The organism is Streptomyces macrolidinus, assembly GCF_023887685.1.
Classification (GTDB): Bacteria; Actinomycetota; Actinomycetes; order Streptomycetales; family Streptomycetaceae; genus Streptomyces; species Streptomyces macrolidinus.
Genome location: NZ_JAMWMR010000001.1, coordinates 124,237 through 146,346 on the forward strand (window position 1 = coordinate 124,237; position 22,110 = coordinate 146,346).

Annotated in this window: 20 protein-coding genes and 3 tRNA genes; 8 read left to right on the forward strand and 15 right to left on the reverse strand. The window is 71.9% G+C overall.

Annotated features, from left to right (window positions below; genetic code table 11):
• Positions 1 to 194: 194 nt before the first annotated feature.
• Positions 195 to 268: transfer RNA gene (locus NGF19_RS00585), tRNA-Lys, on the reverse strand.
• Between the two features lie 232 nt (positions 269 to 500).
• Here NGF19_RS00585 and NGF19_RS00590 point away from each other — a divergent pair.
• From NGF19_RS00590 to NGF19_RS00600, 3 genes are all read left to right on the forward strand, one after another.
• A complete protein-coding gene (locus NGF19_RS00590) occupies positions 501 to 1,202 on the forward strand; it encodes an NlpC/P60 family protein (protein ID WP_372505532.1) in 702 nt (233 codons plus the stop codon).
• Positions 1,203 to 1,320: 118 nt separating this feature from the next.
• Positions 1,321 to 1,932 carry a lytic polysaccharide monooxygenase auxiliary activity family 9 protein gene (locus NGF19_RS00595; protein WP_252421365.1) on the forward strand — a complete coding sequence of 204 codons (612 nt, stop codon included), beginning with the start codon at positions 1,321 to 1,323 and terminating at the stop codon, positions 1,930 to 1,932.
• A gap of 64 nt (positions 1,933 to 1,996) precedes the next feature.
• The gene (locus tag NGF19_RS00600) at positions 1,997 to 2,497 is read left to right on the forward strand and encodes a DUF3592 domain-containing protein (protein WP_252421366.1); all 501 of its coding nucleotides are present in this window, start codon (positions 1,997 to 1,999) and stop codon (positions 2,495 to 2,497) included.
• 219 nt (positions 2,498 to 2,716) lie between these two features.
• Here the strand turns inward: NGF19_RS00600 and NGF19_RS00605 are convergent.
• The 5 genes from NGF19_RS00605 to ehuB form a co-directional block, all read right to left on the reverse strand.
• Positions 2,717 to 2,790, reverse strand: a tRNA-Lys gene (locus tag NGF19_RS00605).
• Between the two features lie 97 nt (positions 2,791 to 2,887).
• On the reverse strand, positions 2,888 to 3,664 hold the full coding sequence (ehuA, locus tag NGF19_RS00610) for an ectoine/hydroxyectoine ABC transporter ATP-binding protein EhuA (RefSeq protein ID WP_252421367.1): 777 nt from the start codon (positions 3,662 to 3,664) through the stop codon (positions 2,888 to 2,890).
• A 10-nt stretch (positions 3,665 to 3,674) separates the two neighbouring features.
• Positions 3,675 to 4,325, reverse strand: coding sequence for an ectoine/hydroxyectoine ABC transporter permease subunit EhuD (gene ehuD, locus NGF19_RS00615; protein WP_252421368.1), 651 nt, complete (start codon positions 4,323 to 4,325; stop codon positions 3,675 to 3,677).
• Positions 4,322 to 5,020, reverse strand: coding sequence for an ectoine/hydroxyectoine ABC transporter permease subunit EhuC (gene ehuC / locus NGF19_RS00620; RefSeq protein ID WP_252421370.1), 699 nt, complete (start codon positions 5,018 to 5,020; stop codon positions 4,322 to 4,324). Before ehuC ends, ehuD begins: the two co-directional genes overlap by 4 nt.
• Positions 5,017 to 5,922: an ectoine/hydroxyectoine ABC transporter substrate-binding protein EhuB gene (ehuB, locus tag NGF19_RS00625; RefSeq protein WP_252421372.1), complete on the reverse strand. Its 906-nt coding sequence runs from the start codon at positions 5,920 to 5,922 to the stop codon at positions 5,017 to 5,019. Before ehuB ends, ehuC begins: the two co-directional genes overlap by 4 nt.
• A gap of 119 nt (positions 5,923 to 6,041) precedes the next feature.
• Here ehuB and NGF19_RS00630 point away from each other — a divergent pair, with 119 nt between their 5' ends.
• Positions 6,042 to 7,148 carry an LLM class flavin-dependent oxidoreductase gene (locus NGF19_RS00630; protein ID WP_252421373.1) on the forward strand — a complete coding sequence of 369 codons (1,107 nt, stop codon included), beginning with the start codon at positions 6,042 to 6,044 and terminating at the stop codon, positions 7,146 to 7,148.
• Between the two features lie 38 nt (positions 7,149 to 7,186).
• Here NGF19_RS00630 and NGF19_RS00635 read toward each other — a convergent pair whose 3' ends face one another.
• Entirely contained in the window at positions 7,187 to 8,950 is a 1,764-nt protein-coding gene (locus NGF19_RS00635; protein WP_372505546.1) for a putative bifunctional diguanylate cyclase/phosphodiesterase, read from the reverse strand.
• A gap of 581 nt (positions 8,951 to 9,531) precedes the next feature.
• Here NGF19_RS00635 and NGF19_RS00640 point away from each other — a divergent pair.
• The gene (locus NGF19_RS00640; protein WP_372505547.1) at positions 9,532 to 10,800 is read left to right on the forward strand and encodes a M6 family metalloprotease domain-containing protein; all 1,269 of its coding nucleotides are present in this window, start codon (positions 9,532 to 9,534) and stop codon (positions 10,798 to 10,800) included.
• Positions 10,801 to 11,129: 329 nt separating this feature from the next.
• Here NGF19_RS00640 and NGF19_RS00645 read toward each other — a convergent pair.
• From NGF19_RS00645 to NGF19_RS00680, 8 genes are all read right to left on the reverse strand, one after another.
• Positions 11,130 to 11,203 (reverse strand) — tRNA-Lys (locus tag NGF19_RS00645).
• Complete coding sequence (locus tag NGF19_RS00650; RefSeq protein WP_372505533.1) at positions 11,194 to 11,844, reverse strand: bifunctional DNA primase/polymerase; 651 nt, start codon at positions 11,842 to 11,844, stop codon at positions 11,194 to 11,196. Before NGF19_RS00650 ends, NGF19_RS00645 begins: the two co-directional genes overlap by 10 nt.
• Before the next feature lie 169 nt (positions 11,845 to 12,013).
• Positions 12,014 to 12,379 (reverse strand): DUF8844 domain-containing protein, encoded by a 366-nt coding sequence (locus NGF19_RS00655; RefSeq protein WP_252421375.1) that lies wholly within the window; start codon positions 12,377 to 12,379, stop codon positions 12,014 to 12,016.
• Between the two features lie 98 nt (positions 12,380 to 12,477).
• A complete protein-coding gene (locus tag NGF19_RS00660) occupies positions 12,478 to 13,842 on the reverse strand; it encodes an AAA domain-containing protein (RefSeq protein ID WP_252421376.1) in 1,365 nt (454 codons plus the stop codon).
• The gene (locus NGF19_RS00665; protein WP_252421377.1) at positions 13,839 to 15,467 is read right to left on the reverse strand and encodes a hypothetical protein; all 1,629 of its coding nucleotides are present in this window, start codon (positions 15,465 to 15,467) and stop codon (positions 13,839 to 13,841) included. The genes NGF19_RS00660 and NGF19_RS00665 overlap by 4 nt, the downstream gene beginning before the upstream one ends.
• Positions 15,458 to 16,672 carry a hypothetical protein gene (locus NGF19_RS00670; RefSeq protein ID WP_252421719.1) on the reverse strand — a complete coding sequence of 405 codons (1,215 nt, stop codon included), beginning with the start codon at positions 16,670 to 16,672 and terminating at the stop codon, positions 15,458 to 15,460. The genes NGF19_RS00665 and NGF19_RS00670 overlap by 10 nt, the downstream gene beginning before the upstream one ends.
• Positions 16,626 to 17,576 (reverse strand): phosphatase PAP2 family protein, encoded by a 951-nt coding sequence (locus NGF19_RS00675; RefSeq protein ID WP_252421378.1) that lies wholly within the window; start codon positions 17,574 to 17,576, stop codon positions 16,626 to 16,628. The genes NGF19_RS00670 and NGF19_RS00675 overlap by 47 nt, the downstream gene beginning before the upstream one ends.
• 146 nt (positions 17,577 to 17,722) lie before the next feature.
• Positions 17,723 to 19,186: an NsdA family TPR-like regulatory protein gene (locus NGF19_RS00680; RefSeq protein ID WP_252421379.1), complete on the reverse strand. Its 1,464-nt coding sequence runs from the start codon at positions 19,184 to 19,186 to the stop codon at positions 17,723 to 17,725.
• 327 nt (positions 19,187 to 19,513) lie between these two features.
• Here NGF19_RS00680 and NGF19_RS00685 point away from each other — a divergent pair, with 327 nt between their 5' ends.
• The 3 genes from NGF19_RS00685 to NGF19_RS00695 all read left to right on the forward strand — a co-directional run bounded on the left by NGF19_RS00685 (position 19,514) and on the right by NGF19_RS00695 (position 22,084).
• Positions 19,514 to 19,942 (forward strand): hypothetical protein, encoded by a 429-nt coding sequence (locus NGF19_RS00685; protein ID WP_289733871.1) that lies wholly within the window; start codon positions 19,514 to 19,516, stop codon positions 19,940 to 19,942.
• 402 nt (positions 19,943 to 20,344) lie between these two features.
• Positions 20,345 to 21,175, forward strand: a complete 831-nt coding sequence (locus tag NGF19_RS00690) for a hypothetical protein (protein WP_252421381.1) — start codon at positions 20,345 to 20,347, stop codon at positions 21,173 to 21,175.
• 42 nt (positions 21,176 to 21,217) lie between these two features.
• The gene (locus NGF19_RS00695) at positions 21,218 to 22,084 is read left to right on the forward strand and encodes a spermidine synthase (RefSeq protein WP_252421383.1); all 867 of its coding nucleotides are present in this window, start codon (positions 21,218 to 21,220) and stop codon (positions 22,082 to 22,084) included.
• The last annotated feature ends 26 nt before the right edge of the window (positions 22,085 to 22,110 follow it).

Sequence of the window (22,110 nt, forward strand, 5' to 3'; positions counted from 1 at the left end):
GTCATACCGGTTCATTGGGGTGGTTGTTGGCGTCATTTGGTGCGGTTGGGGTCGCCCGTGTGTGCGGACGAGGGGGATCTGTTCCCTTACGGGTGCCTGGGGTACGTGCGCGTACCTGCGCGTGGGCGCGCCCCTCGGTCCGTACGACGACATGCGAGAAGGCCCCTCGCGTATGCGAGGGGCCTTCTCGGTCGTGCGCCGCCAGGGACTCGAACCCCGGACCCGCTGATTAAGAGTCAGCTGCTCTAACCAACTGAGCTAGCGGCGCCTGCTGACCTGCATAACTCTACCCGACGCCGAGGGGTGCTCCGAACCAGTGGGGGGACTGCTCCGGGCGGACGGAGCCTGTCCGTCGTTCGTGCCGTCGGCGGGCGGTTGCGGTGGCCGGGGCGGGGGGCGACGGATACGTACAAAGCAGGACGAATCCAAGCGGTGCGTTCGTTCGGTTGTGGACTCGTGGACTCGTGGACTCGTGGGCTTGTGGACGTGAGGGGCGTCATATGGGAGTGCCGGTGTTCGAGGGGGTCGGTCGCGCGAGAGGGCGTGGTCGTCCGGGGCGCGTTCTCCGGCGATGCCGTGGGGCCTCGGCGCTCGTCGTCGTCGCGGTCCTCGGTGCGGGTCAGGCGGCGCCCGCCGTCGCGACGGTGCACGGGCCGCCGCTGCCGGGCGCCCCCGCGGGCGGGGAGACCGCCGAGACCCCGCAGGGGCTTCCGGGGGCGCTGTTCGGGGGTCCGGGCGGGGTGCCGGGCCCGCCGCGCTCTCCCAGGACGACCCGCGCGGAGATCATCAAGCGGGCCAAGAGATGGGTCGCCGCGAAGGTCCCGTACCGCGTGGACGCGTACTGGCGGGACGGGTACCGGCAGGACTGCTCCGGCTTCGTCTCGATGGCCTGGAAGCTCGGCGCCAACGAATGGACGGGCAGCCTGGCCGCGCTCGGCGTGCGCGTCTCCAAGGCGAAGCTCCAGCCCGGCGACATCCTCCTCTTCCACAACCGGGCCAACCCCCGGAAGGGGTCGCACGCCGTCGTCTTCGGCGGCTGGACGAACCGCGCGCACACCTCGTACACCGCCTACGAGCAGACCCCACCGGCCACCCGACGACGCTCCACTCCCTACCGCTACTGGAACAACTCCGCCCGCTACGTGCCCTACCGCTACAAGTACGTCGTCGCGAGCAAGAGCGCCGAGAACGGCGGGGAGTGAGCGGTTCGCCGTCGACCGTCATTGGTATGGACATGGTCAACCGACGGTCCTACTCTGGGCCTTGGTCTAGACCTGCACGGCTCGATGAACCTCCCCCACGTTCTCCAGGAGCGGCAGTATGCGTACAAGGACCAAGTGGTACGCGGCCATGGTGGGCCTCGCCACCGCGGCTACGTTCGCACTCTCCGGCGGCACCGCCAGTGCCCATGGCTACACCGACCAGCCCCTGAGCCGGCAGAAGATGTGCGCCGCGGACGGCGGCATCGTCAGCGGCTGCGGCGCCATCCAGTGGGAGCCGCAGAGCGTCGAGGGCCCCAAGGGCTTCCCGGCGCTGGGCCCGAGCGACGGGCAGATCTGTTCGGCCGGGCACACCGAGTTCGGCGTCCTCGACCAGCCGAAGACACCCTCGGGCGCGGACTGGCCCACGACCAAGGTGACCGGCGGGCAGAGCTACACCTTCCGCTGGCAGTTCACCGCCGCGCACGCCACGACCGACTTCCGGTACTACGTCACCAAGCCGGGCTGGAACCAGGACCACGCCCTGACCCGCGCGGATCTCGACACCACGCCGTTCCTCACGGTCCCGTACAACGGCAAGCAGCCGCCGTACACGTTCAGCCACACCGGCACCCTGCCGACCGGGCTGAGCGGCCACCATCTGATCCTCGGGGTGTGGACGATCGCGGACACCGCCAACGCCTTCTATTCGTGCGCGGACGTCACGTTCTGAGCACTTCTTGAGTGGTGTCCGCACCGCGGGGTACGTTCACGCATGCCGTCATGATCATGACGGCATGCGTGGCGTCATGCCGACCGGGGGAACCATGGACATCGTCTTCTACGTGTTGCCGGGCTTGATCATCGCGGGCGCGCTGATCGTTGCGGCCCGGGTGGTCGGCCGCTCGCTCCAGCTCAGGAACAACTGGACCAGCGGCCTGACCGCCGAGGCGCGCTGTGTACGGACGTACACGAGGAGGGTCGACCTCGACCCGAACGTCCGCATGGCGCGGAGGATGCGGCACTACGTCTACGAGTTCACCACGCGCGACGGCCGCGAGATCAGCTTCGAGGAGGCGAACGGGCCGGGGGCGGAGGTGGGCGACAGCGTCACCGTCCACTACACGGCGACCCGCCCCGAACGCGCCACCGCCTACGCCCCCGCCCCGGGGAAGGCCCTCGTGGGGATCGTGGGCGTCATGATGTTCGTGGCGGTGCTGATCGCGTTCTGCGTCGCGTTCATGACCTCGTACACGGAGGTCTTCGCAGGGGACGACCTCTTCGCGGGGCTGTCGTAGAAGGGACCCACCGCCCACCCATGGGTATCCGCACCGGGCCCAGCGCCCACCGCGCGAAGTTGTCGTAGAAGGGGCCCAGCGACACCCAACGCCCACCGCGCGAAACCTGAAAGGGGGTGTGGGTGGCGAAGCCCCCACAACGCGCGGCGAAGCCGCGCAGAAACAGAAGATGGCGACCCGGTTCGCGCTGTCCGCGAACATGGGTCGCCATCGTCATCGTGCGCCGCCAGGGACTCGAACCCCGGACCCGCTGATTAAGAGTCAGCTGCTCTAACCAACTGAGCTAGCGGCGCAGACTCTGTCGCTTTCGGCTCTCGCGTTCGGCGACAAAAGAAATACTACCTGGTCCGCGGGGGTGGTTGTGACAGGGTTCGGCTTCACCGTCCGCGGTCAGAGCACCGCGCTGAGGAACTCCCGGGTGCGGGCGTGCTCGGGGTCGTTGAAGATCTTGTCCGGGGAGCCCGACTCGATGACCCGGCCGGAGTCGAACATCAGGACCTCGTCCGAGATGTCCCGGGCGAAGTTCATCTCGTGGGTGACGCAGAGCATCGTGATGTCCGTGCTGCGGGCGATGTCCCGGAGGACGTCGAGGACCCCGGCGACCAGTTCCGGGTCGAGCGCGGAGGTCACCTCGTCCAGCAGCAGCACCTGCGGGCGCATGGCCAGGGCGCGGGCGATCGCGACGCGCTGCTGCTGGCCGCCCGAGAGCTGGCCGGGGTACTTGTCCACGTGGTCACCGAGCCCGACCAGGTCGAGCAGCTCGCGCGCCCGCTCCTCGGCCTCGTCCTTCGACAGACCGAGGACGGTGACCGGCGCCTCGGTGATGTTGCGCAGCACCTTCATGTTCGGGAACAGGTTGAACTGCTGGAAGACCATCCCGATGTCCTTGCGGATCTCCCGGATCTGCTTCTCACCGGCCGGGAAGAGCTGCCGCCCGGCGACCGTGATCGTGCCCTCGTCGGGCTTGGCCAGGGTCATCAGCAGCCGCAGGATCGTCGTCTTCCCGGAGCCCGAGGGGCCGATCAGCGTGACGTGCTTGCCCGCGTCGACCGAGAAGCCGAGCCGGTCGAGGACCGTGTGGTCGCCGAAGCGCTTGGTGACCTGGTCGAAGCGGATCAGCTCACGGGTGGCCGCGGCGGGACCGGCCGGGGCGTCGGGTTGCTTCATGAGGGGAGTATCAGCGGACAAGACGTCGCTCCAGGGCTCGCAGGAGGAGGGAGGCGGGGTAGGCGATCAGGACGAAGGCCACCCCGATGACGGTGAGCGGCTCGGTGAACTGGAAGTGCTGCTGCGAGAAGAGCCGCGCCTCGCCGAGCATGTCGAGGACGGTGATCGCCATCAGCATCGGCGTGTCCTTGAGCATCGCGATCACGTAGTTGCCGAGCGCCGGGACGACCCGGCGGATCGCCTGCGGCAGGATCACCGCGGTCCAGGTGCGCCACGGCGACAGGCTCAGCGCGGTGGCCGCCTCCCACTGCCCGGCGGGCACGGCGTCGATACCGGCGCGGTAGACCTGCATCGTGTACGTCGAGTAGTGCAGACCGATCGCGACGACACCGGTGGTCAGCGCGGAGAAGGTGAGCCCCCACTCGGGCAGCACGTAGAAGAGGAAGAACAACTGCACCAGCAGCGGGGTGTCCCGGACGAACTCCGTCACGATCCCCACCGGCCAGCGCACCCACCGGGTGGGCGTGCGCATCAGCACCGCCCAGACCAGCCCGAGCGCGAACGAGATCAGCGAGCCGAGCGCCAGCGCCTGAAGGGTGACGAGCAGACCGTCCCAGAAGTGCGGCATGAAGTCGCGGACGGCATTCCAGTCCCAGGTCACGAGACACCACCTCCGACGGGCTGCGGAACGAAGACACGGGCCTGCGGCGCCTTGCCGGCCCGCACCTTGAGCCGGTGTTCGAGCAGCCGCATCAGCCGGGTGAGCGCGAAGGCGATCACGAAGTAGATGAGCAGGACGTACGCGTAGATCTCCGCGCTCTGCTGGAGCGCGAGCCGTACGAGGTTGCCGCTGAAGGCCAGGTCGCCCATGCCCATGACGGAGACCAGCGCGGTGCCCTTGAGCAGCTCCACCAGCAGGTTGCTGAACGACGGGATCATCTCGGGCACCGCCTGCGGCAGCAGGATCTTGCGCATCCGCTGCCAGGGCGTGAAGCCCAGCGCGATCCCGCCCTCACGCTGCGCCGGGTCGACGGAGTTCAGGGCGCCGCGCACGATCTCCGCGCCGTACGCCCCGTAGGTCAGCCCCAGCGCGAGCGTGGCCGCCCACATCGGCACCAACTGCCAGCCGAAGGCGAGCGGCAGCACGAAGAACACCCAGAAGATCATGATCAGGGTGGAGGTGCCGCGGAACACCTCGGTGTAGACACCGGCGACGAAGCGGACGATCCACAGCCGGTGGGTGCGCGCCATGCCGACGGCGAAGGAGACCGCCGTGGCGAGCAGCGCGCCGAACACGAGGAGCTGGAGGGTGGTCCAGACCCCCGAGAGTACGAGTTGCCACAGTCCCGAGGTCATCCGCCGCACAGCTCCTTCGCGGTCATGTCGGTCATCTCGGCCGAGGTGAAGCCGAACGGTCGTAGCACGCGCAGGAGTTCGCCGCTCGCCTTCATGCGCTTCAGTTCGGCGTTGAAGGCGTCCCGCAGCGCGGTCTCCGCGGAGCGGAAGGCGAACCCGCCGCCGTCCACGTGGGGTCGGCCCTTCACCAGCGGTGCGAACGGCTTCGTCGCCTCCGTCTTACGAGAGCCCCGGACGACCTCGCGGGTGGTGAGCGCGGTCCCGGCGAACGCGTCGACGCGCCCGGCCTCCACGGCGTTCAACCCGGCGACCTGGTCGGGGACGATCAGGATGTCGCTCTGCTTGTAGCCGGCCTCGACGGCGTACTGGATCTCGGCGTACCCGGTCCCGGTGGCGAACCTGGCCTTCTTCTCGACGATGTCCCGGTAGTCGTGCAGGCCCTTCGGGTTGCCCTTGCGCACGATGAAGGAGTCGAGCATCTGGTAGTCCGGGTCGGAGAAGATGACCTGCTCGCAGCGCTCCTGGTTGATGTACATCCCGGCGGAGACGACGTCGAACTGCTGGGAGTTCAGCCCCGGGATGAGCGAGCCGAACTCGGTCGGCACGGGCTGGACGCGGTCGACCCCGAGGCGCTTGAAGACGACCTTGGCCAACTCCGGTGCCTCGCCGGTGAGTTTGCCGTTCTTGTCGATGTAGCCGAACGGGATCTCCCCCGCGATGCCGAGGCGGACCACCCCCTGGGCCTTGAGCCGACTCAGCAGATCGCCGCCGTGCGTGCTCGACGCGGTGGCCACGCGGCTGCAGCCGGCGGCCCCCAGCGCACCGAACGCCGCGACACCGGCGAGCAGCGACCGGCGTGTGGCGCCGGGTTTCCCTACGTCATTCGTCCGTGGTGGAGCCATGGCCGCGCGGCTACCCGGGACCATGCGATGTATGCGGGGCGGGCGGGAATATCCGCACGGCGCCTTCGGTTGCCCGCGGCGGGAGCTACGACAGCCCCCGCAAGGGGCGAGCAGGAGGCATGGCGGTGGACGAGACGGCCGAGGTGGACGAGATCCGGGGCACGGTACGGGGCACCGCTCCCGTTCCCCTCTCGGTACTGGACCTGGTCACCGTGGGGGCGGGCAGTACCGCCTCCGACGCGTTGCGCACGAGCGTGGCCCTGTCCCGGCTCGCGGAGGCGCGGGGCTTCCACCGCTACTGGGTCGCCGAGCACCACTCCATGCCGGGCGTGGCCTCCTCCTCGCCCGCGGTGATCCTCGCGCACCTCGCCGCCCACACCGAGCGCATCCGGCTCGGCTCGGGCGGCGTGATGCTCCCGAACCACGCGCCGCTGGTCATCGCCGAGCAGTTCGGCACGCTGGAGGCCATGGCCCCCGGCCGTGTCGACCTGGGTCTCGGGCGTGCTCCGGGGACGGACGGCGGTACGGCCGCCGCTCTGCGCCGCGCCGACCGACTCCACGAGGGCGCCGAGGACTTCCCCCAGCAACTCGCCGAGCTGACGCGCTTCCTCGACGACGACTTCCCCGACGGCCACCCCTATGCCCGGATCCACGCGGTGCCGGGCCCGGTCCAGGGCAGCTCGCCCGGTGGCGTCCAGTCCCCGCACCGCCCGCCGATCTGGCTGCTCGGCTCCTCCGGGTTCAGCGCGCGCCTGGCCGGCACGCTCGGCCTGCCCTTCGCCTTCGCCCACCACTTCTCGGCGCAGAACACCGTTCCGGCGCTCGACCTGTACCGCGCGTCCTTCCGCTCCTCGCCGGTCCTCGACGCCCCGTACGCCCTCATCGGTGTCGCCGCGCTCGCGGCCGACGAGGAGAAGGAGGCCCGGCGGCAGGTGCGGGCCGCCGCCCTGAACATGATCCGGCTGCGCAAGGGGCGGCCCGGACTCGTCCCCACCCCCGAGGAGGCGGAGGCGTACGCGTTCGACCCGCTGGAGGAGGAGTTCCTGAGCAGTTGGACCGCCAACGTCGTGCACGGCACGGCGGACGAGGTCCGCTCCGGCCTGAACGACCTCCAGAAGCGCACGGGCGCCGACGAGCTGATGCTCACGTCCAACGCCCACAGCGGGGACGCACGCCTGCGCTCCTACGAACTGATCGCGGACGCCTACGAGTTGCCGACCGCGTGAGGTGTGAGGGTGCCGTCGGGGGCGGCACCCTCACGAGATCAGTTCCTGCGGCATGCCTCCGCGTCCACCAGCGCGGAGATACGATCCGGCGGCACCGGCCGTGAGTACAGCCACCCCTGGCCGGTGTCGCAGCCGATCCGGCGCAACCGGCTGGCCTGCGCGGAGGTCTCCACGCACTCGGCGGTGACCGTGAGCCCCAGCCGGTGGGCCAACTGGATCATCGCTTCCACGACCACCTCGTCCGCGGGGTTGGGATGTGCGTCCGTGCCCTCGTACTGGAAGCCGCGGACGAACGAGCCGTCCAACTTCAGTACCGACACCGGCAGTCGGCTGAGATAGGCGAGGTTGGAGTAGCCCGTACCGAAGTCGTCGATCGCGATCTGCACCCCCATGTCACTGAGCGCCTGGAGCACTTGGAGCGGACGCCCGGCCGAGCCCATCACCGCCGACTCCGTCAGCTCCAACTGGAGCAGATGCGGGGCGAGTTCGGTCTCGGCGAGGGTCCGCGCCACGTCCGCCACCAGGTCGGAGTCCCAGACCTGACGCACCGCCACGTTCACGCTCACGAAGATCGGCGGCTCGTCCGGGCGCTCCAACTGCCAGCGGCGCGCCTGTCGACAGGCGGTCGTCAGCACCCAGCGCCCGAGCTGCACGATCGAGCCGTCCTCCTCCGCCAGACCGATGAACCGATTCGGCGTCAGCGTGCCGAACTGGGGGTGATGCCAGCGCACCAGCGCCTCGACCCCGCGTACCCGGCCGTCCTCCAGACCCACCAACGGCTGGTACTCCAGGGCGAATTCACCCCGTTCGATGGCGGGCCGCAGACCGGAGGACAGGGCCTGGCGGGTCATGCGGTGGGCGTTGCGCTCGGGGTCGAAGAGGGTCCAGCGAGCCTTGCCGTCGGCCTTCGCCCAGTACAGCGTCGTATCGGCCGCCTGCATCAGACCGGTCGCCGTGGTCCCGGCGGCATGCCGCTCGACGACACCGATGGAGGCGGACACGGACAGACGCTGCCCGGACAGGTCGAACGGCGCCTGGAGCGCCGCCAGTACCGACTCGGCCAGTTCGGCGAGTTGATCGGTTCCGGTGGAGGCCTCGACGAGCAGCGCGAACTCGTCACCGCCCAGCCGGGCCACCAGCGGTGTGGTGGGCCGGGTGCGCCCCGCCTCCTGCGCGCAGTGCGTCAGACGCTCCGCGACGGCCGTGAGCAGCCGGTCGCCGACACGGTGCCCGAGCGTGTCGTTGACCGCCTTGAAGCCGTCCAGGTCCAGATAGCACAGCCCGATCCGGCCGGTGCCGCTCTCCTCGTACGCCTCCGCCTCCAGCGCGGCCGACAGGCGTTCGAAGAACAGGGTGCGGTTGGGCAGCCGGGTCATCGGGTCATGCATCTGCACATGCCGGAGCCGGGCCTGGAGTTCGCGGTGCGCGCTGATGTCGGCGACCGAGAGCAGGACCGGCTGTTCGGCCGCGGGCAGCGGGGTGGCCGTCACCCGCACCCACAGGGAGTGCCCGTCGGGGTGTTTGAGACGGCGTGTGCTGCGCAGCCGGGCCTGACGGCCGCGCAGCATCTCGTGGTACGCGTGAACCGTGCGGGCGTCGGAGGACAGGTCCAGCAGATCGGCGGCGACCTTGCCGACCAACCCGTCCGCACCGGTGCCGAGCAGCGAGCCCATCGCCTCGTTGGCGGTGGCGATCAGGCCCTCCCTGCTGACCACGGCCATGGCGAGCGGCGCGACCCCGAACACGGCGCCGTACGCGACGGGTTGAGGATCGGGGGCAGGGGCGAGCGAGAGCGGGTGCACCCCGGCGGGGGGCACCGGCGCGGACCTGCCGATCGGGGGATGTGTATGACTCTCTGTGACGGCCGGGCTGACGGGGTCTGCCGCGGGCGCCTGCCCTTCGGACGTTCCGCTCACCGCTCGCTCCCGGAGTGCACTCGTTCTTCGTACGGTTCTCGTGGGTCTCGCCGGGGCCGACGGCCGCGTGGTGAGTGGCCGTACCAGCCGTGTCCGTGCAGGAAAGTGTGCCGATCATAGAGGCTGACTCGGAGGCCTTCCAGCCACCGTCCAGTCTCCCGGACCGGGCACAGGTTCTGACAGATCGTTTCTGCCCGGACCTGGCCAGGTTCCTTCCGGCCACGATTGACTGTGACGTTCCGTGAGCGTTCCGGGCATCGGCCCATGTCGGCCGCCCCTCTCGATGCTCCAGCGTCATCCTTCGCTTCCGCTCCGTACCGCCCCCTCGGCGGCCGACGCGGCTCCCTCTGCCCTTTCCCCCGAGTGAGGCCATCTCACCCTTCTGGGGCAGGCAAACAGGGCATCGTAGTACAAGTACGACAAGGCTGGGTGGGGAGTTCCCTGAACCGCACCCGGAGGTCGCCGTGCTGCCCTTGCTGCGCACCGCCGCGGCCGTGTGCGCCGCGATGGCCGCGCTGGTGGCGACCTCGCTCGTCACGGGCCCCGCGCTCGCCGACTCCCCGGCCGCGCCCTGCGAACTCACGCGCAGTCAGGCCCATCACTCGGAGGGCCTCGACACCTGGAACGGCACATACACGCGCCCCACCCGCCCGCTCGACGCGGTCCTGGTGTTCCTGTCCTTCCCGGGCTCGGCGCCGACGACCACACCGGCCCAGCTCACCGCGGACTACTTCCCGGCCACCAGCCGGTTCTACGCACGCGCCTCCTATGGCCGATTCGCGCTGCGCCCGCACCCGGTGGGCCACTGGATGCGCATGCCGCACTCCGCCTCCTCCTACGCCATACAGCGCGACTGGGACCCGGAGCACCGGGACGCGTACTTGCGTGACGCGTTTGCCGTCGCGCAGAAGAAGGTCGACTTCTCGCGGTACGACATCGTGTACTTCGTGGCCGACCCGGACGCACCGGGTGTCGACTCGGACGCCACGAAGGTGGTCAACTTCGAGACGCCGCGGCGGGTGAGCGGCAAGGACGTCCACCGGGTGGTCACGGTCTTCGAGAAGCATCCGCCGGACCGGCTGGTCCTTGCGCACGAGACGGGCCATGTCCTCGATCTGCCCGATCTCTATCACCGCCCCATGGACGGCAAGGGCGACTGGGACACCTATGTCGGCGACTGGGACCTCATGGGCAGCCAGTTCGGCCTGGCGCCCGACCTGTTCGCCTGGCACAAGTGGAAGCTGGGGTGGCTGGACGACCGCCAGGTGGCGTGTGTTCGGGGTGCGGCGGGCGCCCGGCTGACATTGGAGCCGTTGGAGGCGGCGGCGACCGGGGCGCGGCAGGTGCCGGTGGCCGCGGGCGCGCCGCCGCCGGCTCCCGGGGTGCAGACGTTCGGCTCGGGGCGCGGCACCAAGCTGGCGGTCGTACGGACGGGGCCCGACACCGTGATCGCCCTGGAGGGGCGCGCCGCGCTGGGCAACGACGTGTCGGTCTGCAGGCAGGGGATCCTCGTCTACCGCGTCCACGGCGAGACGGAGTCCGGCGGCGGCCCGATCGAGGTCCTCGACGCCCACCCACACTCTGAGGCCTGCCGCACCACCTCGGTCTACCCCCAGCTCGGAGACGCCCCGGTGAGCGTAGGGGAGACCTTCACGGTCCCAGGAGACGGAGTCCGCGTAACAGTAGAGGACCGCACACCAACCGGAGCCTGGACAGTGAAGATCAAGAGAGGATGAACGACACACACACCTTCACAGGCCCACCGCGATACACCCGGCTCCAGGGCAGCGCCCTCCGCCGCCCCCAGAACACCAGACGTCCACCGCGATACACCCGGCTCCAGGGCAGCGCCCTCCTCCGAGCCCAGAACACTTGACGCCCACCGCGATACACCCGGCTCCAGGGCAGCGCCCTCCTCCGAGCCCAGAACACTTGACGCCCACCGCGCCATGCCCAAGGGGGTGTGGGTGGCAAAGCCCCCACAACGCGCGGCAAAGCCGCGCAAAACACGAAGATGACGACCCAGGTTCGCGCAGTCCGCGAACATGGGTCGCCATCGTCATCGTGCGCCGCCAGGGACTCGAACCCCGGACCCGCTGATTAAGAGTCAGCTGCTCTAACCAACTGAGCTAGCGGCGCCTGCTGACGTCGTAGACCTTAGCACTCTGGTCGGGGGGAGGAAAAATCGAAATCTGTGGGGTGGGGGAGGTGGCTGCGCGGGCCGCGCGGACGGCTGCCCACAGGACGACTTCCGGGCCCGGGAGCCAGGGGTGGCGGGTGTCGGGGGCGACGAGCCAGCGGGAGGCGAGCGGGGGCCGGTCGGCCGTGGTGTGGACCGCGGGGAGGGTCACGGCGTCGCCGGTGCCGTGGCACAGGAGCGGTGGCAGCGCGTGGGCGCGGGTGGTTCCGGTGGGGCTGCGGTGGTCGTTCCATTCCTCCCAGCCGAGCAGGGTGGGCAGCCGCTGGGCCGTGCCGGGCGCCGCGAACAGCAGCATGCGGCCCCGGTGGACGGCGACGGGCCCGGAGCCGGGACCCTCGTCCCAGAGCCGGTCCAGCATGCGGCGGCCGAAGATCGCGGGCGCGTTGACGATGTCGAACGCGGTGCCGCAGGGCAGTACGACCGCGGCGCCGGGGCGCTCGGCCCAGGAGTCCAGGGCGGCGCGGGGGCGCGCTTGCGCCGAGGCCAGCCATGCGGCGCCGTCCGGGGTGACGCCCATGAGGTCGTACCCCTCGGGCAGGGGCGTACGGACGGGGGCGGGGGACGGCGTTCGGCTGCTCATGCGGTCAGATCTACCGGCGGTGTGCGGCGGGCTCGCGAAAGTCGCGGAAATCCGGGACAGGAGGGGGCGGGGCCGGGTACCTTGCCGCCCGGTATATGCCGGGTCCGGTCCGTGTACCTGCCGTGTACCTGCCGGTCGGGTTCGTGTATATGCCGGGTCCGGTCCGGGCTCAGCCCAGGTTCTCCGGGCCGCTCGCGTCGCCGCCGCGCTGCAGATCGCGGCCGAACTCCACCATCTTCAGCGCGTAGTCCTCGGTCCACTCGGCGTGATCGCCGATGGCCGCCGGGCTCAGCCGGTCCAGGCGGCGCGGGTCGGCGAGCTGGGCCGCGGCGATCGCCTGGAACTCCACCGCACGGTCGGCGGCGGCGCGGAACGCCTGCGCCAGCTCCGTAGCGCGCGCCAGCAGGGTCCGTGGGTCCTCGATCGACTCCAGGTCGAAGAAGTGCTCCGGATCGGAGGCCGCTTCCGCGGGCTCGAAGAGCAGGGGCGCGGGGCGTAGCCGCGGCTCGTTCCGACGCGGCGTGGGCTCCGCCATGTCTTCTCCTCCTCGTACGGTTTCGGTGGCACCCTCGGGGTGCCACCGTCCATTGTCGCGCGACCGCACAAGGGGGCACCGGCGAGCGGGCGCGCCGGTCAGGGGCGCCAGGGCACCCGGTGCTCCGACCACTGGTCCCAGGTGGACATCATGGCCTCCCAGCCGTCCGGGAACTTCACCGTCACCCCCAGTTGCACCGGCTCCGTCGAGGGGTGGTCGTCCAGGAGCCGGGTCACCCCGGCGCGGCAGACCACGATGCACGCGTGCCGGTGCCGGGAGGCGAGGACGCACAGGCGGCCCGTCTCCAGGTGGAACGCGGTCGCGTCCGGGCGGCCCGACAGCGGATGCAGCACCACGGTCACATCGAACTCCCGGCCCTGGAGCCGGTTCGCCGTGTCCACCGTCACCTCCGGCACCCCGAGGTCCGCCAGTGCGGCGCGCACCGCCGCCGCCTGGTCCCGGTGGGCCGTGCCGACGGCGATACGGTCCGCGGTCAGCGCCACCGGCTCCGCGGACCGCTCCGAGGTCGCCGCCCCGCCCCGGTCGAGGAGCCGCCGTACGACCTGGGCCACCGCCCGTACCGCCTCGGGGTCCGTCCGCGGGGTGTGCCGGGCGGGCAGTTCCAGCAGCCCCCAGCCCGTCTCGGCCGCCTCGTCGATCACGCGGTCGGGGCCCGAGCCGTCCGAGGCCACCGCGAACGCGAGTCGCCGGTCCCCGTGGTCCGTACCGCTGCGGAAGCGCGTGTACGGATAGAAGGCGTCCGACACCAGCGGCGCCGCCGACGCCGGAAGCCGCCAGGACACCGGCAGCCGGTGCTGCGGCAGCTCGGGGTTGTGGGCCAGGAGCGTCGAGACCGCGGACGCCGACGGGTCGTACGACAGCCCGGCCCACTGCTCCGCGCCCACGATCGCGAACGGGTCCAACTGGCCGGGGTCGCCGACGAACAGCGCGCGTTCGAACAGCCCGGCCACGGCCAGCAGCGCGTCCGAGCGCATCTGGTACGCCTCGTCCACGATCGCGTGCCGCCACGGCTCGACGCCCTTGACGTGCGCCCACTTGGCCGCCGTCGAGATGACGACGTCCAGGCCCGCCAGGTCGCCCGCCTTCGCGGACTTGCGGACGTTCGGCAGCGCGTCGAGCGCCTTGTCGTACGGGTCGGGGTCGCTGCTGTGCAGTCGGCCGACCGGCAGGTCGGGGTTCTTCTCCGCCAGCCGCAGCACCAGATCGTCGACCTGCGCGTTGGTCTGCGCGATCACCATCAACGGGCGCCCGGCAGCCGCGAGTTCGAGCGCGGCGCGGACGACCAGCGTCGACTTCCCGGCGCCGGGCGGGGAGTCCACGACGACCCCGCGGTGGGTGCCGTGCAGCGTGTCGCGCAGGATCGCCTCGGTGGCGCGGGTGGCCTCGGCCCCCGGGTCGAAGGCACGGCCGCGGTCCCCGTCCGGCGCGTACAGCGTGGTCACAGGAGGTCCTCCTCGGTCACCGGGTCCGGATACGCCGTCGCGTCGGCCTCGCCCGGTGGCCCGCCGTGCGTCCACGGTGTCTCCTCCGGGTCGGGCAGCTTCGCCCCGCCGCGCTGCTCGTGCTCGAAGAGCGTGAAGCAGAGGCGGTCGCCCTTCTCGGGGACGGACCCGGCCTCCGGTTCCTTGCCGCGGCCCATCTTGTCGAGGACGCGCAGGACCACGAGCACGTCCGCCCCGTCCCCGCCCGGTCCCGCCGATCCCTCCGTGCCCTCGTATCCGACGAACTCGGCCGCCTGCGGCTTGCCGTTCAGCGACCGGTACACCTTCGTGCGCTCCCCGAGATGCGGCCGGTCCTCGGTCCGCAGGGTCACCAGGGGGCGCGGGCTCGGCCGCTTCCCCTCGCTGTAGGTCATCACCACGTCCAGCACCTCGCCCGCGAACGCCTCCCCGGCGAGCCGCCGTCCGGCCATGACGAGCGGGTCGTCCAGGGCCTCCTGGGCTTCCAGCCGGGCCTGTTCGCGCTCGCGCGTGGCGAGCTTGTTCGCCGCGGTGACCGCGTCGTCGCGGCGCGGCTGCGGCGGCTCCCCGGCGGCGACGCGGTCGCGGTGCATGGTGAACGACCAGCGGTCGCGCGTCCACCGGTCCACGACATGCTCCCCCTCGGGCAGCGCCCGCAGCAGATCGAGCCCGCGCCACACCGCGTCCCAGGTGGGGCGCGTACGACTGGCGACGAGAGCACGGATCTCCCGTTCGGCGGCGGTCAGTTCACCGAAGCGGTCGTCCGCCTCGACGCCGTCCTCGGCAGCGGCGAACCGGGTGCGCGCCCGGTCGTAGCGCTCGATGGCCGGGGCGAGCAGCTTGTTGTCGAAGGCCGGGTCGGTGGCGGGCCCGGCCGGTGGGCACAGCAACTGCCCGTCCGCGTCCCGCGCCAGCTCGGCCCGCACCGCCGCGTCCGCGCCCGAGCCGCCGTCCGGCGGGTCGATCCAGGCGAGCAGGGCGCCCAGATGCTGGTCCTCCAGGCTGGACTGGCCCGTCGCCCAGTGCCGCGTCAGCACCTCGGTGAGGGCGAGCAGCAGCGAGGAGCCGGGGACGCGGGCGCGCTCGCCGTAGTGCGTGAGCCAGCGGCCCAGCAGCGGGACGCGCGGCGGCGCCGGATGCGCGGTCTCGGGGTCCTGCTCGGCGGTGCGGCGAAAGCGCATGGAGCGGCCGAGGAGCCGTACGAACTCGATGCCCGCCCGGCTCGGCACGATGATCTGCGGGGCGTCCGCGCACAGGTCGACCTCGACCTTGACCCGCTTGCCGGTGGTCGGGTCGGTCTCGCTGCGCTCGGCGGTCTCGACCGCGTCGGCGTACGCGTCGACACAGGGCAGGACGATGTCCGCGAGGTCGGCGAGGAACGCGAACCGCAGGTCGCGGTCGCGCGGTTGGGGCACCACGAGCAGCCGGGGCGCGTCCCGTTCCGTGCCGACGAGCGCCCCGAGCGGGGCCCCGGCCTCGCCCGCGGTGGTGAGCGGTACGAGGACGAGAGGTCGCTCGGACAGATGCCGGTGCCGGACGGTGGCGGCGGGCTGGGCGCGGCCCGAGCGGACGGCCTCCAGCCGGGCGAGGGCGGTGATCAGCGACATACGGCGACCTCCTGGCCCGCGCGGGCCTCCGCGCCGCTCGCAAGGGCCTCCGTGCCGCTCGCGAGAGCTTCCGCGCTGCCCGCGAGGGCCTCCGCGCGCAGTTCGGCCGCCCGGCGCAGCGCCGCCACCGCCGGGTCGGCCGGGTCACCGGCCTCGCCGTGGGCGGCGGCCAGGACCTCGTCGACCGTCGTCAGACCGCCCAACTCGGCGCGCAGCGACCGCCCCACGGCCGTCACCGCACCTTGGGCGCGGGAGCGGGCGCGGCAGTGGAAGGCCAGTTCGCAGGCGGAGAGGCACTCGGGCGCGTACGCCGCGGGGACCGTCTCGACGGCGGCTTCCAGCGCCTCCTGGGGGAGGTCGGGCGCGAAGCACATGCCCTCGGGGAGGGTGTCGGTGATCTCCTCGATGCGCGTGAGGCGGGCCAGTTGGCGCCGGGTGACCGCGCGTTGCTTGCGGACGTCGACGGGGGAGGCCGTGGGCAGGTTGGAGAAGTCCTTGGGACAGACCAGCAGGACGCGGTGGCGGACCATGGACTCTTCGGCGGGACCGTCCTCGGTGCGCGCGCCCAGGCGGGCGGCGACCTCCTCCAGCGCCAGTACGTACACCGCGGACTGGCGGGCGGCGGCCCCTACCTTCGCCGGGTCGGCCGAACCGTCCAGCAGCGGGAAGGACTTGATCTCCACCACGCTCCATCTGCCGTCCGGATGGACGACCACCGCGTCCGGCTCCAGGAACGCGGGGGAGCCCGCCACGTCGAGGGCGAGCATGGGGTGGTCGAGCAGCGCCCAGCGGCGCGCCTCCGTGGCCTCGCGCAGCGCCAGTTCCGTACGGCCCGCGCGGCCTTCCGGGCCGACGGCCGTGAGGTCGGGGACGAGGGCGTCGGTGGGGGGCTCGGCGGTCGGGTCCAGCTTCTCGTGCACCAGGCGCAGCAGTTCGGCGCCGCCGTCCGCCTTGACCCGGGCCTCGAACGCGTTGCCGCGCATGAAGGCGAACTGCGACTGCCCGAACGACGAGGGCGCGCCCAGCGCGTCCGCCAGCGCCGCCTTGTTCACCCCCGCGCCGTCCAGGAGCGCGCGCCGTCTGCACCCGGGGTTCGCGGCGAGCGCGGCGAGGGCGCGCGCGTCGAGCGCCTTGAGAGGGACGGACGGGCCGCGCAGCTCAGCGAGTCGGTGCCGCAGCGTCGCCCGCGTCCGCGGGGGAGGCACCCGGTTCGGCTCCCTGCTCGTGGTCGGCGACGCGCTGTCGGGGAATTCGCTCACCCGTCGAAGTCTGGCATCCGCCACTGACAACGGGGGAACCGGCGGCCGTTGAGGGGACCGTGACGGGGGTGGACCGCGCCCGCAGCCGGGCCCTGAGCACCTGCTGCGCCCGCATCACCGGGCGGGTCAGCAGATAGCCGACGCCCATCACGGCACAGCCCGCGACCGCGTCGAGGAAGTAGTGGTTGGCGGTGCCCATCACGATGACGGCGGTCAGCAGCGGATACAGGACGCCGACGGTCTTGGCGGTGCGCGTGCCGCCGTGGCGCCACAGCATCACCCCGCACCACAGCGCCCAGCCGACGTGCAGGCTCGGCATCGCCGCGTACTGGTTCGTCATGCCGCCGAGGCCCCGCGGCGCGCTCGCCTCGCCGCCCCACCAGCCGTACGAGCTGTACTGGGCCATGGTGTCGACGAACCCGTGGGTGGCGTCGAGCAGGCGGGGCGGGCAGGTCGGCAGCAGGGTGAAGCCGATCAGGCCGATGAGCGTGGACGTCATCAGCCAGGTGCGGGCCGCGCGGTAGACGGCCGCCCGGCGTCGGTAGAGCCAGACGAGCACCACGGGGGTGACCAGGTAGTGCAGGGACGCGTACCAGAAGTCGGCGGGTATGCCGAGCCAGGCCTCGCGGGTGAAGAGACGGTTCAGCGGATGCTCCGCGTTGAGGCGGAGCGCCTGTTCTATGCGCAGGATCGCCAGGCCGTGGTCGACGGCGGTGGAGACATCGCCCCGCGCGAGGAGCCGCCCCGCGGAGTACGAGGCGTACACCACGAGGATCAACGGCAGCTCGGTCCACCAGCGCAGCAGGAGGGGTGGGCTCGCCCCGGTGCCCGGTGTCTCGGCCTGCGGCATCCGATTCCGCCCTCCCCCTCGCTGCTGTGTGTGACCCGGTGGTCCGGTCGTGCCACCTTACGGTCTGCGCGCCCACCCCCGTGGGGCGCCCCCGGACCTCATAGACGCCACATCGGCACCCTGGGTTGCTCTCTGGTGTCCCGGGCTCAGGAACGGCCCGACGCCTTCGCCGGTGCCGGGACGGTCGCGGAGGCGGTCCGCACGTGGGTGCGCGGCAGCGAGGTGTGGCGGTCCAGGAACGCCGACACTCCCGTCGCGCGGCGGTGCGGCAGCAGTACCCGGGCCGTGCCCGCCAGCATCGTCCGGATCCTGGACGACTGGACCTCCTCCAGCAGGGCCAGGACGCGCAGTCCGGCCGCCGCCGCCTCGTCGGGGTGGCCGCCGCGGGCCAGGTCGTCGGCCAGCTCCGCCGTGAACAGGGCGGTGTTCCGGGTGAAGTGCGGGTCCAGGAGCTGGGTGGCGCGCAGGGCGTGCCGGGCCGCGCGCGTCCAGTCGCCGAGCGTCGACCAGCACTGGGCCTCCAGCCCTTCCAGTTCGGCCTCCCCGAAGAAGGTCATCCACTCGGGGTCCGCGTCCGAGGAGCCCCGCCCGAAGAAGGCCTGCGCCCGGACCAGGGCCCGCTCGCAGCCCGCGCGGTCCGCGAGCCCCGCCCAGCCGCCCGCCTCGCGCAGCGCCAGCAGCGACAGCAGGCGGTGCGAGCCGAGCGGGCGGGCCGCGCGCTGGGCCGCCTGCGCCGCGCGTACGGCCTCCCGCGGCCGGCCCGCGTCGCGCGCGAGGAACGCCGTGTTGCAGAACGCGTGCGCCTCCAGGGCGGCGTCCCCGCACATCCGGGAGGTCGCGAGCGCCTCCGCGTAGTGCGAGCGGGCGTCGTCGAAGCGCCCCGAGTCGTGCGCCAACCACCCGACCGAGATGGCCAGTTCGCCCGCGCCCGCGTACAGCCGGTCGGTGACCTTCTGCCGGGTCGCCCCCGCGTCGAGCAGGGAGTACGCGGTACGCAGCGGCGCCGCGGCCCGCCGGTAGAGGCCGTCCGCGCCGTGCCGGTCGTCGAGGACGCGGATGCTGCGGACGGCGTCCTCGAGGGCGCTCGCCTCGGACGAACCCGCGCGGTGGACGGGACGGTCGGCGGCCGTCGCCGGGTCGTCGGACAGGAGCCCGAACGGGCCCAGGGAGACGGCCGCCACGGTGGCGGTGCCGCCGGTCATGAATGCGCGACGCCGCACGTCGCTCTCCTCGTGGTTCTGGTCGTCGTACGTGTGCTCGTCGTACGACGCGTGCGTCTCGTAGGTCTCTTGTGTGTCATACGTGGGGGGTGCCGGGGCGGTGGCGCGTGCCCCTCGGCCACGGACCGCGGAGCGGGGAGCGAAGCCCAGGTCCGCGAGCGTGTGGTCGGGGAACATATGCAGGAACACCCGTTCGTAGGCGTAGTTGGGGCAACGGATCTCTCCTGCCTCGACGCGTCCGATGTACCGCGCGTCACAACTGACCCGCTCGCCGATCTCGCGCGCGGCACGTCGTACGGCCGCGGCGAACTCGCTCGGGGAGCGCTGTCCGCGCAGCCGCCGGAAGGCGGGATTCGGCCGTGGTGGCCGGGGTGAAGGGGACGAGGTCATGGCCGGGCCCTCTCGTGCGAACCGTCGAACCACGCCGGATTCGGGATGAGTCGTCCGCGAGGTGCGTGGTGCCGGTGGCTGGAGGGCCACCGGTGGGTTCCCTGCGTCCGGCGGTGCAAGAACGTACCTGCCTCGCGGGTGTCATCATGCGAGGTTTAGCTACAAACCGGATATCTCGCGCGTGATCTGCCATGAACTGCCATCCTTTGCGGCAGTGTTGTGCCGTAGCCCTTGACGTCCCCGGGCGTTGGACTCCATGGACCGGGAGCCACCCGAACTCCCGACCCAGCTCACCTGTCGAGGAGGAGTTCAGTGTCGGACGCCGGGATGCAGACCAGGCAGAGCGCGCAGTTCCGTGTCCAGCCGTCGAGCGCGCGGCAGGTGCCGCAGCGCGGCGCACCTCCGCAGCAGGGCCCCGACCTGGTGACCGTACCGGCCCGGCAGGGCCTCGAAGCCGTCGACATCCTGCGCCGCGGGGCGGCCGACCGCGTCGGGCCCGTCCTCCACGACGACGACTGCGACACCCTCGGCTTCCTGGTCCCGCCCGGCACGGCGGACGCGTGGGACGTCCCGGGCAGCACCTGCACCCGGACCCAGGGCCGCGGCATGAGCCTCGTCGCCCCGGAACCCCCGCTCAAGGGCACGGGCTGGCTGCTCCCGCCCGGCGACGCGGACACGGCCACGGACCCGGCGATCCTGCGCGAGGCCCTCGGCGAGGCGGCCCGGCTGATCCGGGCGGCGGACGACTGCTGGTAGGCCTTCGGCGGTCCGGGCCTCACGAGCCGAGGTCTGCGCCGCGTGTGCCGGGCGACTTCGTACGGTCCCAAGTCCGGTTGCCCCACCCCCGGTTGACTGATACAGAGCAACTGTTCATCACCGGGGAAGGACAGCAGCGTGAGTTTCGGGGGACACAACCCGTATCAGCAGCCTTGGCCGCCGAACGGCGGTGCGTACGGTCCGTACGGACCGTACGCACCGCCCCCCGCGGGACCGGGGCCCTATGCGCCTCCGCACCCGTACGGTCCGCCGCAGCCGGGCCCGTACCCGTACCCGTTCCCGTATCCGCCGGCGCCGGGCCTGCCCCCGTACGGGCCGCAGCCGCCGTACGTTCCTCTCCGGCACCGGCTGCGCGACGAAGAATGGCCGACGCTCGGCGGGTTGCTCAGGGGCGGGCGGCAGCGGATCCACGGCTGTGTGTGGGCGGCGCTGCTGTTGCCGTGCACCTGGGGGCTGTTCATGCCGTTGCTGATCGCCTACCCGTTGGCCCGGTCGGCCCGCAACAGGGCCCGCCGGATCTTCCCGGCGCGGGCGCACCGTCGTATCGAGGACCCCGAGGTGATGCGCGTCCAGAAGGCGCGCGCCTGGAGCGCCGGTGTCATGTCGCTCCTCATCCTGGCCGCGTACGGCAAGCCGGGAGACGTGACCGAGGCCCAGGAACAGTTCTTCATGCGGCTGACGGTGACCCCGTGGCTGCTCCTGCTCACGGCCCCCGTCGTGGTCGCGCTGCTCTTCCGCTGGGCCCCGCCGCACGTGCGGCACGCCATGCGACCGCAGGTGCGCAGAGCGGGGCGATCGGCGCTCTGCTACTTCGGCGCCCTCTTCCTGATTCCCCTGCTCGGGTGGGCGACGATCCAGGCCATGCCGTGGACGGTGGCGCACGTCCGCTCTCCGCTCCTCCAAGCGCCCGCCGTGGCCGCCATGTTCATCCCCATGACCTGGTTCGTACTGTTCGTGGCGTTCGCCTCCCGGCCCGCCGTACGCAGCGCCTTCAACACCTCCGAGGTGCACGCCGCGCTGCCCGCGCTGCTCACCGGGGTGCTGGTGTGGGAGTTCATGATCATCGGCCTGTTCGCGGGTGGCCTGCCGCCCGGTCCGCCGTGGATCCAGACCGCGACGGTGATCGGCGGTCCCGCGTCCGTGACGGCCATCGCCTGGTGGGAGATCCGCCGACTGCGCACCCGCCACGGAGTCGTGCTGCGGGGCTACTGACCGGATGTGCCGTGACCGCCGACGCGCCCCGATAATAGGGAGATGGGCAGGTCACGGAACACACGGCGCAAGGAAGCCGTCGAGGTCGTCGTCGAAGCGGTGGACGGCGGGCTCGCGGAGCTGGTACCCGACCGCGACCGTGCGCGTGCCTGGACCCTCCTCATCGACGGGGCCCCGCAATCGCACGTCGACCTCGACGACCCCGCGTATCTGAGCTTCGAGTACCAGCGCCGCCTCGGCCATGTCATCGACCTGGCCGCCCCGCCCGGCCGTCCCCTGCACGTCGTGCATCTCGGCGGCGGCGCGTTCACCCTCGCCCGCTACACCGCCGCCACCCGCCCCCGCTCCACCCAGCAGATCGTCGAACGGGACGCCGCGCTGGTCCAACTGGTGCGCCGCGCCTTGCCGTTGGACCCGGGCGCCCGGATCAGGGTGCGCTCCACGGACGCCCGTGCGGGGCTCGCCAAGGTGCCCGACGGCTGGGCGGACCTGGTCATCACCGACGTGTTCAGCGGGGCGCGCACGCCGGCGCATCTGACCTCGGTCGAGTTCCTCACGGACGTCCGCAGGGCGCTGAAGGACGGCGGTCTGTACGCGGCCAACCTCGCCGACGGCCCGCCGCTCGCCCATCTACGGGGTCAGATCTCGACCGCGGCGGCCGTCTTCCCCGAACTCGCGCTCGTCGCCGACCCGGCCGTGCTGCGCGGCCGACGCTTCGGCAACGCCGTGCTCATCGGCTCCGGCCATCCGATCCCGGTCGCCGAACTGACCCGCCGAGCCGCCTCGGACCCGCACTCCGCGCGCGTGGAGCACGGCAGGGCGCTGACCGACTTCACCGGCGGCGCCCCGGCGGTCACGGACGCCGGGGCGGTGGCCTCCCCGGTACCCCCGCCCTCGGTCTTCCACTGACCCACCTCCCCATTGGCCCCACCGCT

Excerpts from the sequence above, each read along its gene's own strand:
- NGF19_RS00590 (WP_372505532.1), top strand. The coding sequence starts at position 501 with ATGGGAGTGCCGGTGTTCGAGGGGGTCGGTCGCGCGAGAGGGCGTGGT.
- NGF19_RS00595 (WP_252421365.1), top strand. The coding sequence starts at position 1,321 with ATGCGTACAAGGACCAAGTGGTACGCGGCCATGGTGGGCCTCGCCACC.
- NGF19_RS00600 (WP_252421366.1), top strand. The coding sequence starts at position 1,997 with ATGCGTGGCGTCATGCCGACCGGGGGAACCATGGACATCGTCTTCTAC.
- ehuA (WP_252421367.1), bottom strand. The coding sequence starts at position 3,664 with ATGAAGCAACCCGACGCCCCGGCCGGTCCCGCCGCGGCCACCCGTGAG.
- ehuC (WP_252421370.1), bottom strand. The coding sequence starts at position 5,020 with ATGACCTCGGGACTGTGGCAACTCGTACTCTCGGGGGTCTGGACCACC.
- ehuB (WP_252421372.1), bottom strand. The coding sequence starts at position 5,922 with ATGGCTCCACCACGGACGAATGACGTAGGGAAACCCGGCGCCACACGC.
- NGF19_RS00630 (WP_252421373.1), top strand. The coding sequence starts at position 6,042 with ATGGCGGTGGACGAGACGGCCGAGGTGGACGAGATCCGGGGCACGGTA.
- NGF19_RS00650 (WP_372505533.1), bottom strand. The coding sequence starts at position 11,844 with ATGAGCAGCCGAACGCCGTCCCCCGCCCCCGTCCGTACGCCCCTGCCC.
- NGF19_RS00655 (WP_252421375.1), bottom strand. The coding sequence starts at position 12,379 with ATGGCGGAGCCCACGCCGCGTCGGAACGAGCCGCGGCTACGCCCCGCG.
- NGF19_RS00665 (WP_252421377.1), bottom strand. The coding sequence starts at position 15,467 with ATGTCGCTGATCACCGCCCTCGCCCGGCTGGAGGCCGTCCGCTCGGGC.
- NGF19_RS00675 (WP_252421378.1), bottom strand. The coding sequence starts at position 17,576 with ATGCCGCAGGCCGAGACACCGGGCACCGGGGCGAGCCCACCCCTCCTG.
- NGF19_RS00680 (WP_252421379.1), bottom strand. The coding sequence starts at position 19,186 with ATGACCTCGTCCCCTTCACCCCGGCCACCACGGCCGAATCCCGCCTTC.
- NGF19_RS00685 (WP_289733871.1), top strand. The coding sequence starts at position 19,514 with ATGCAGACCAGGCAGAGCGCGCAGTTCCGTGTCCAGCCGTCGAGCGCG.
- NGF19_RS00695 (WP_252421383.1), top strand. The coding sequence starts at position 21,218 with ATGGGCAGGTCACGGAACACACGGCGCAAGGAAGCCGTCGAGGTCGTC.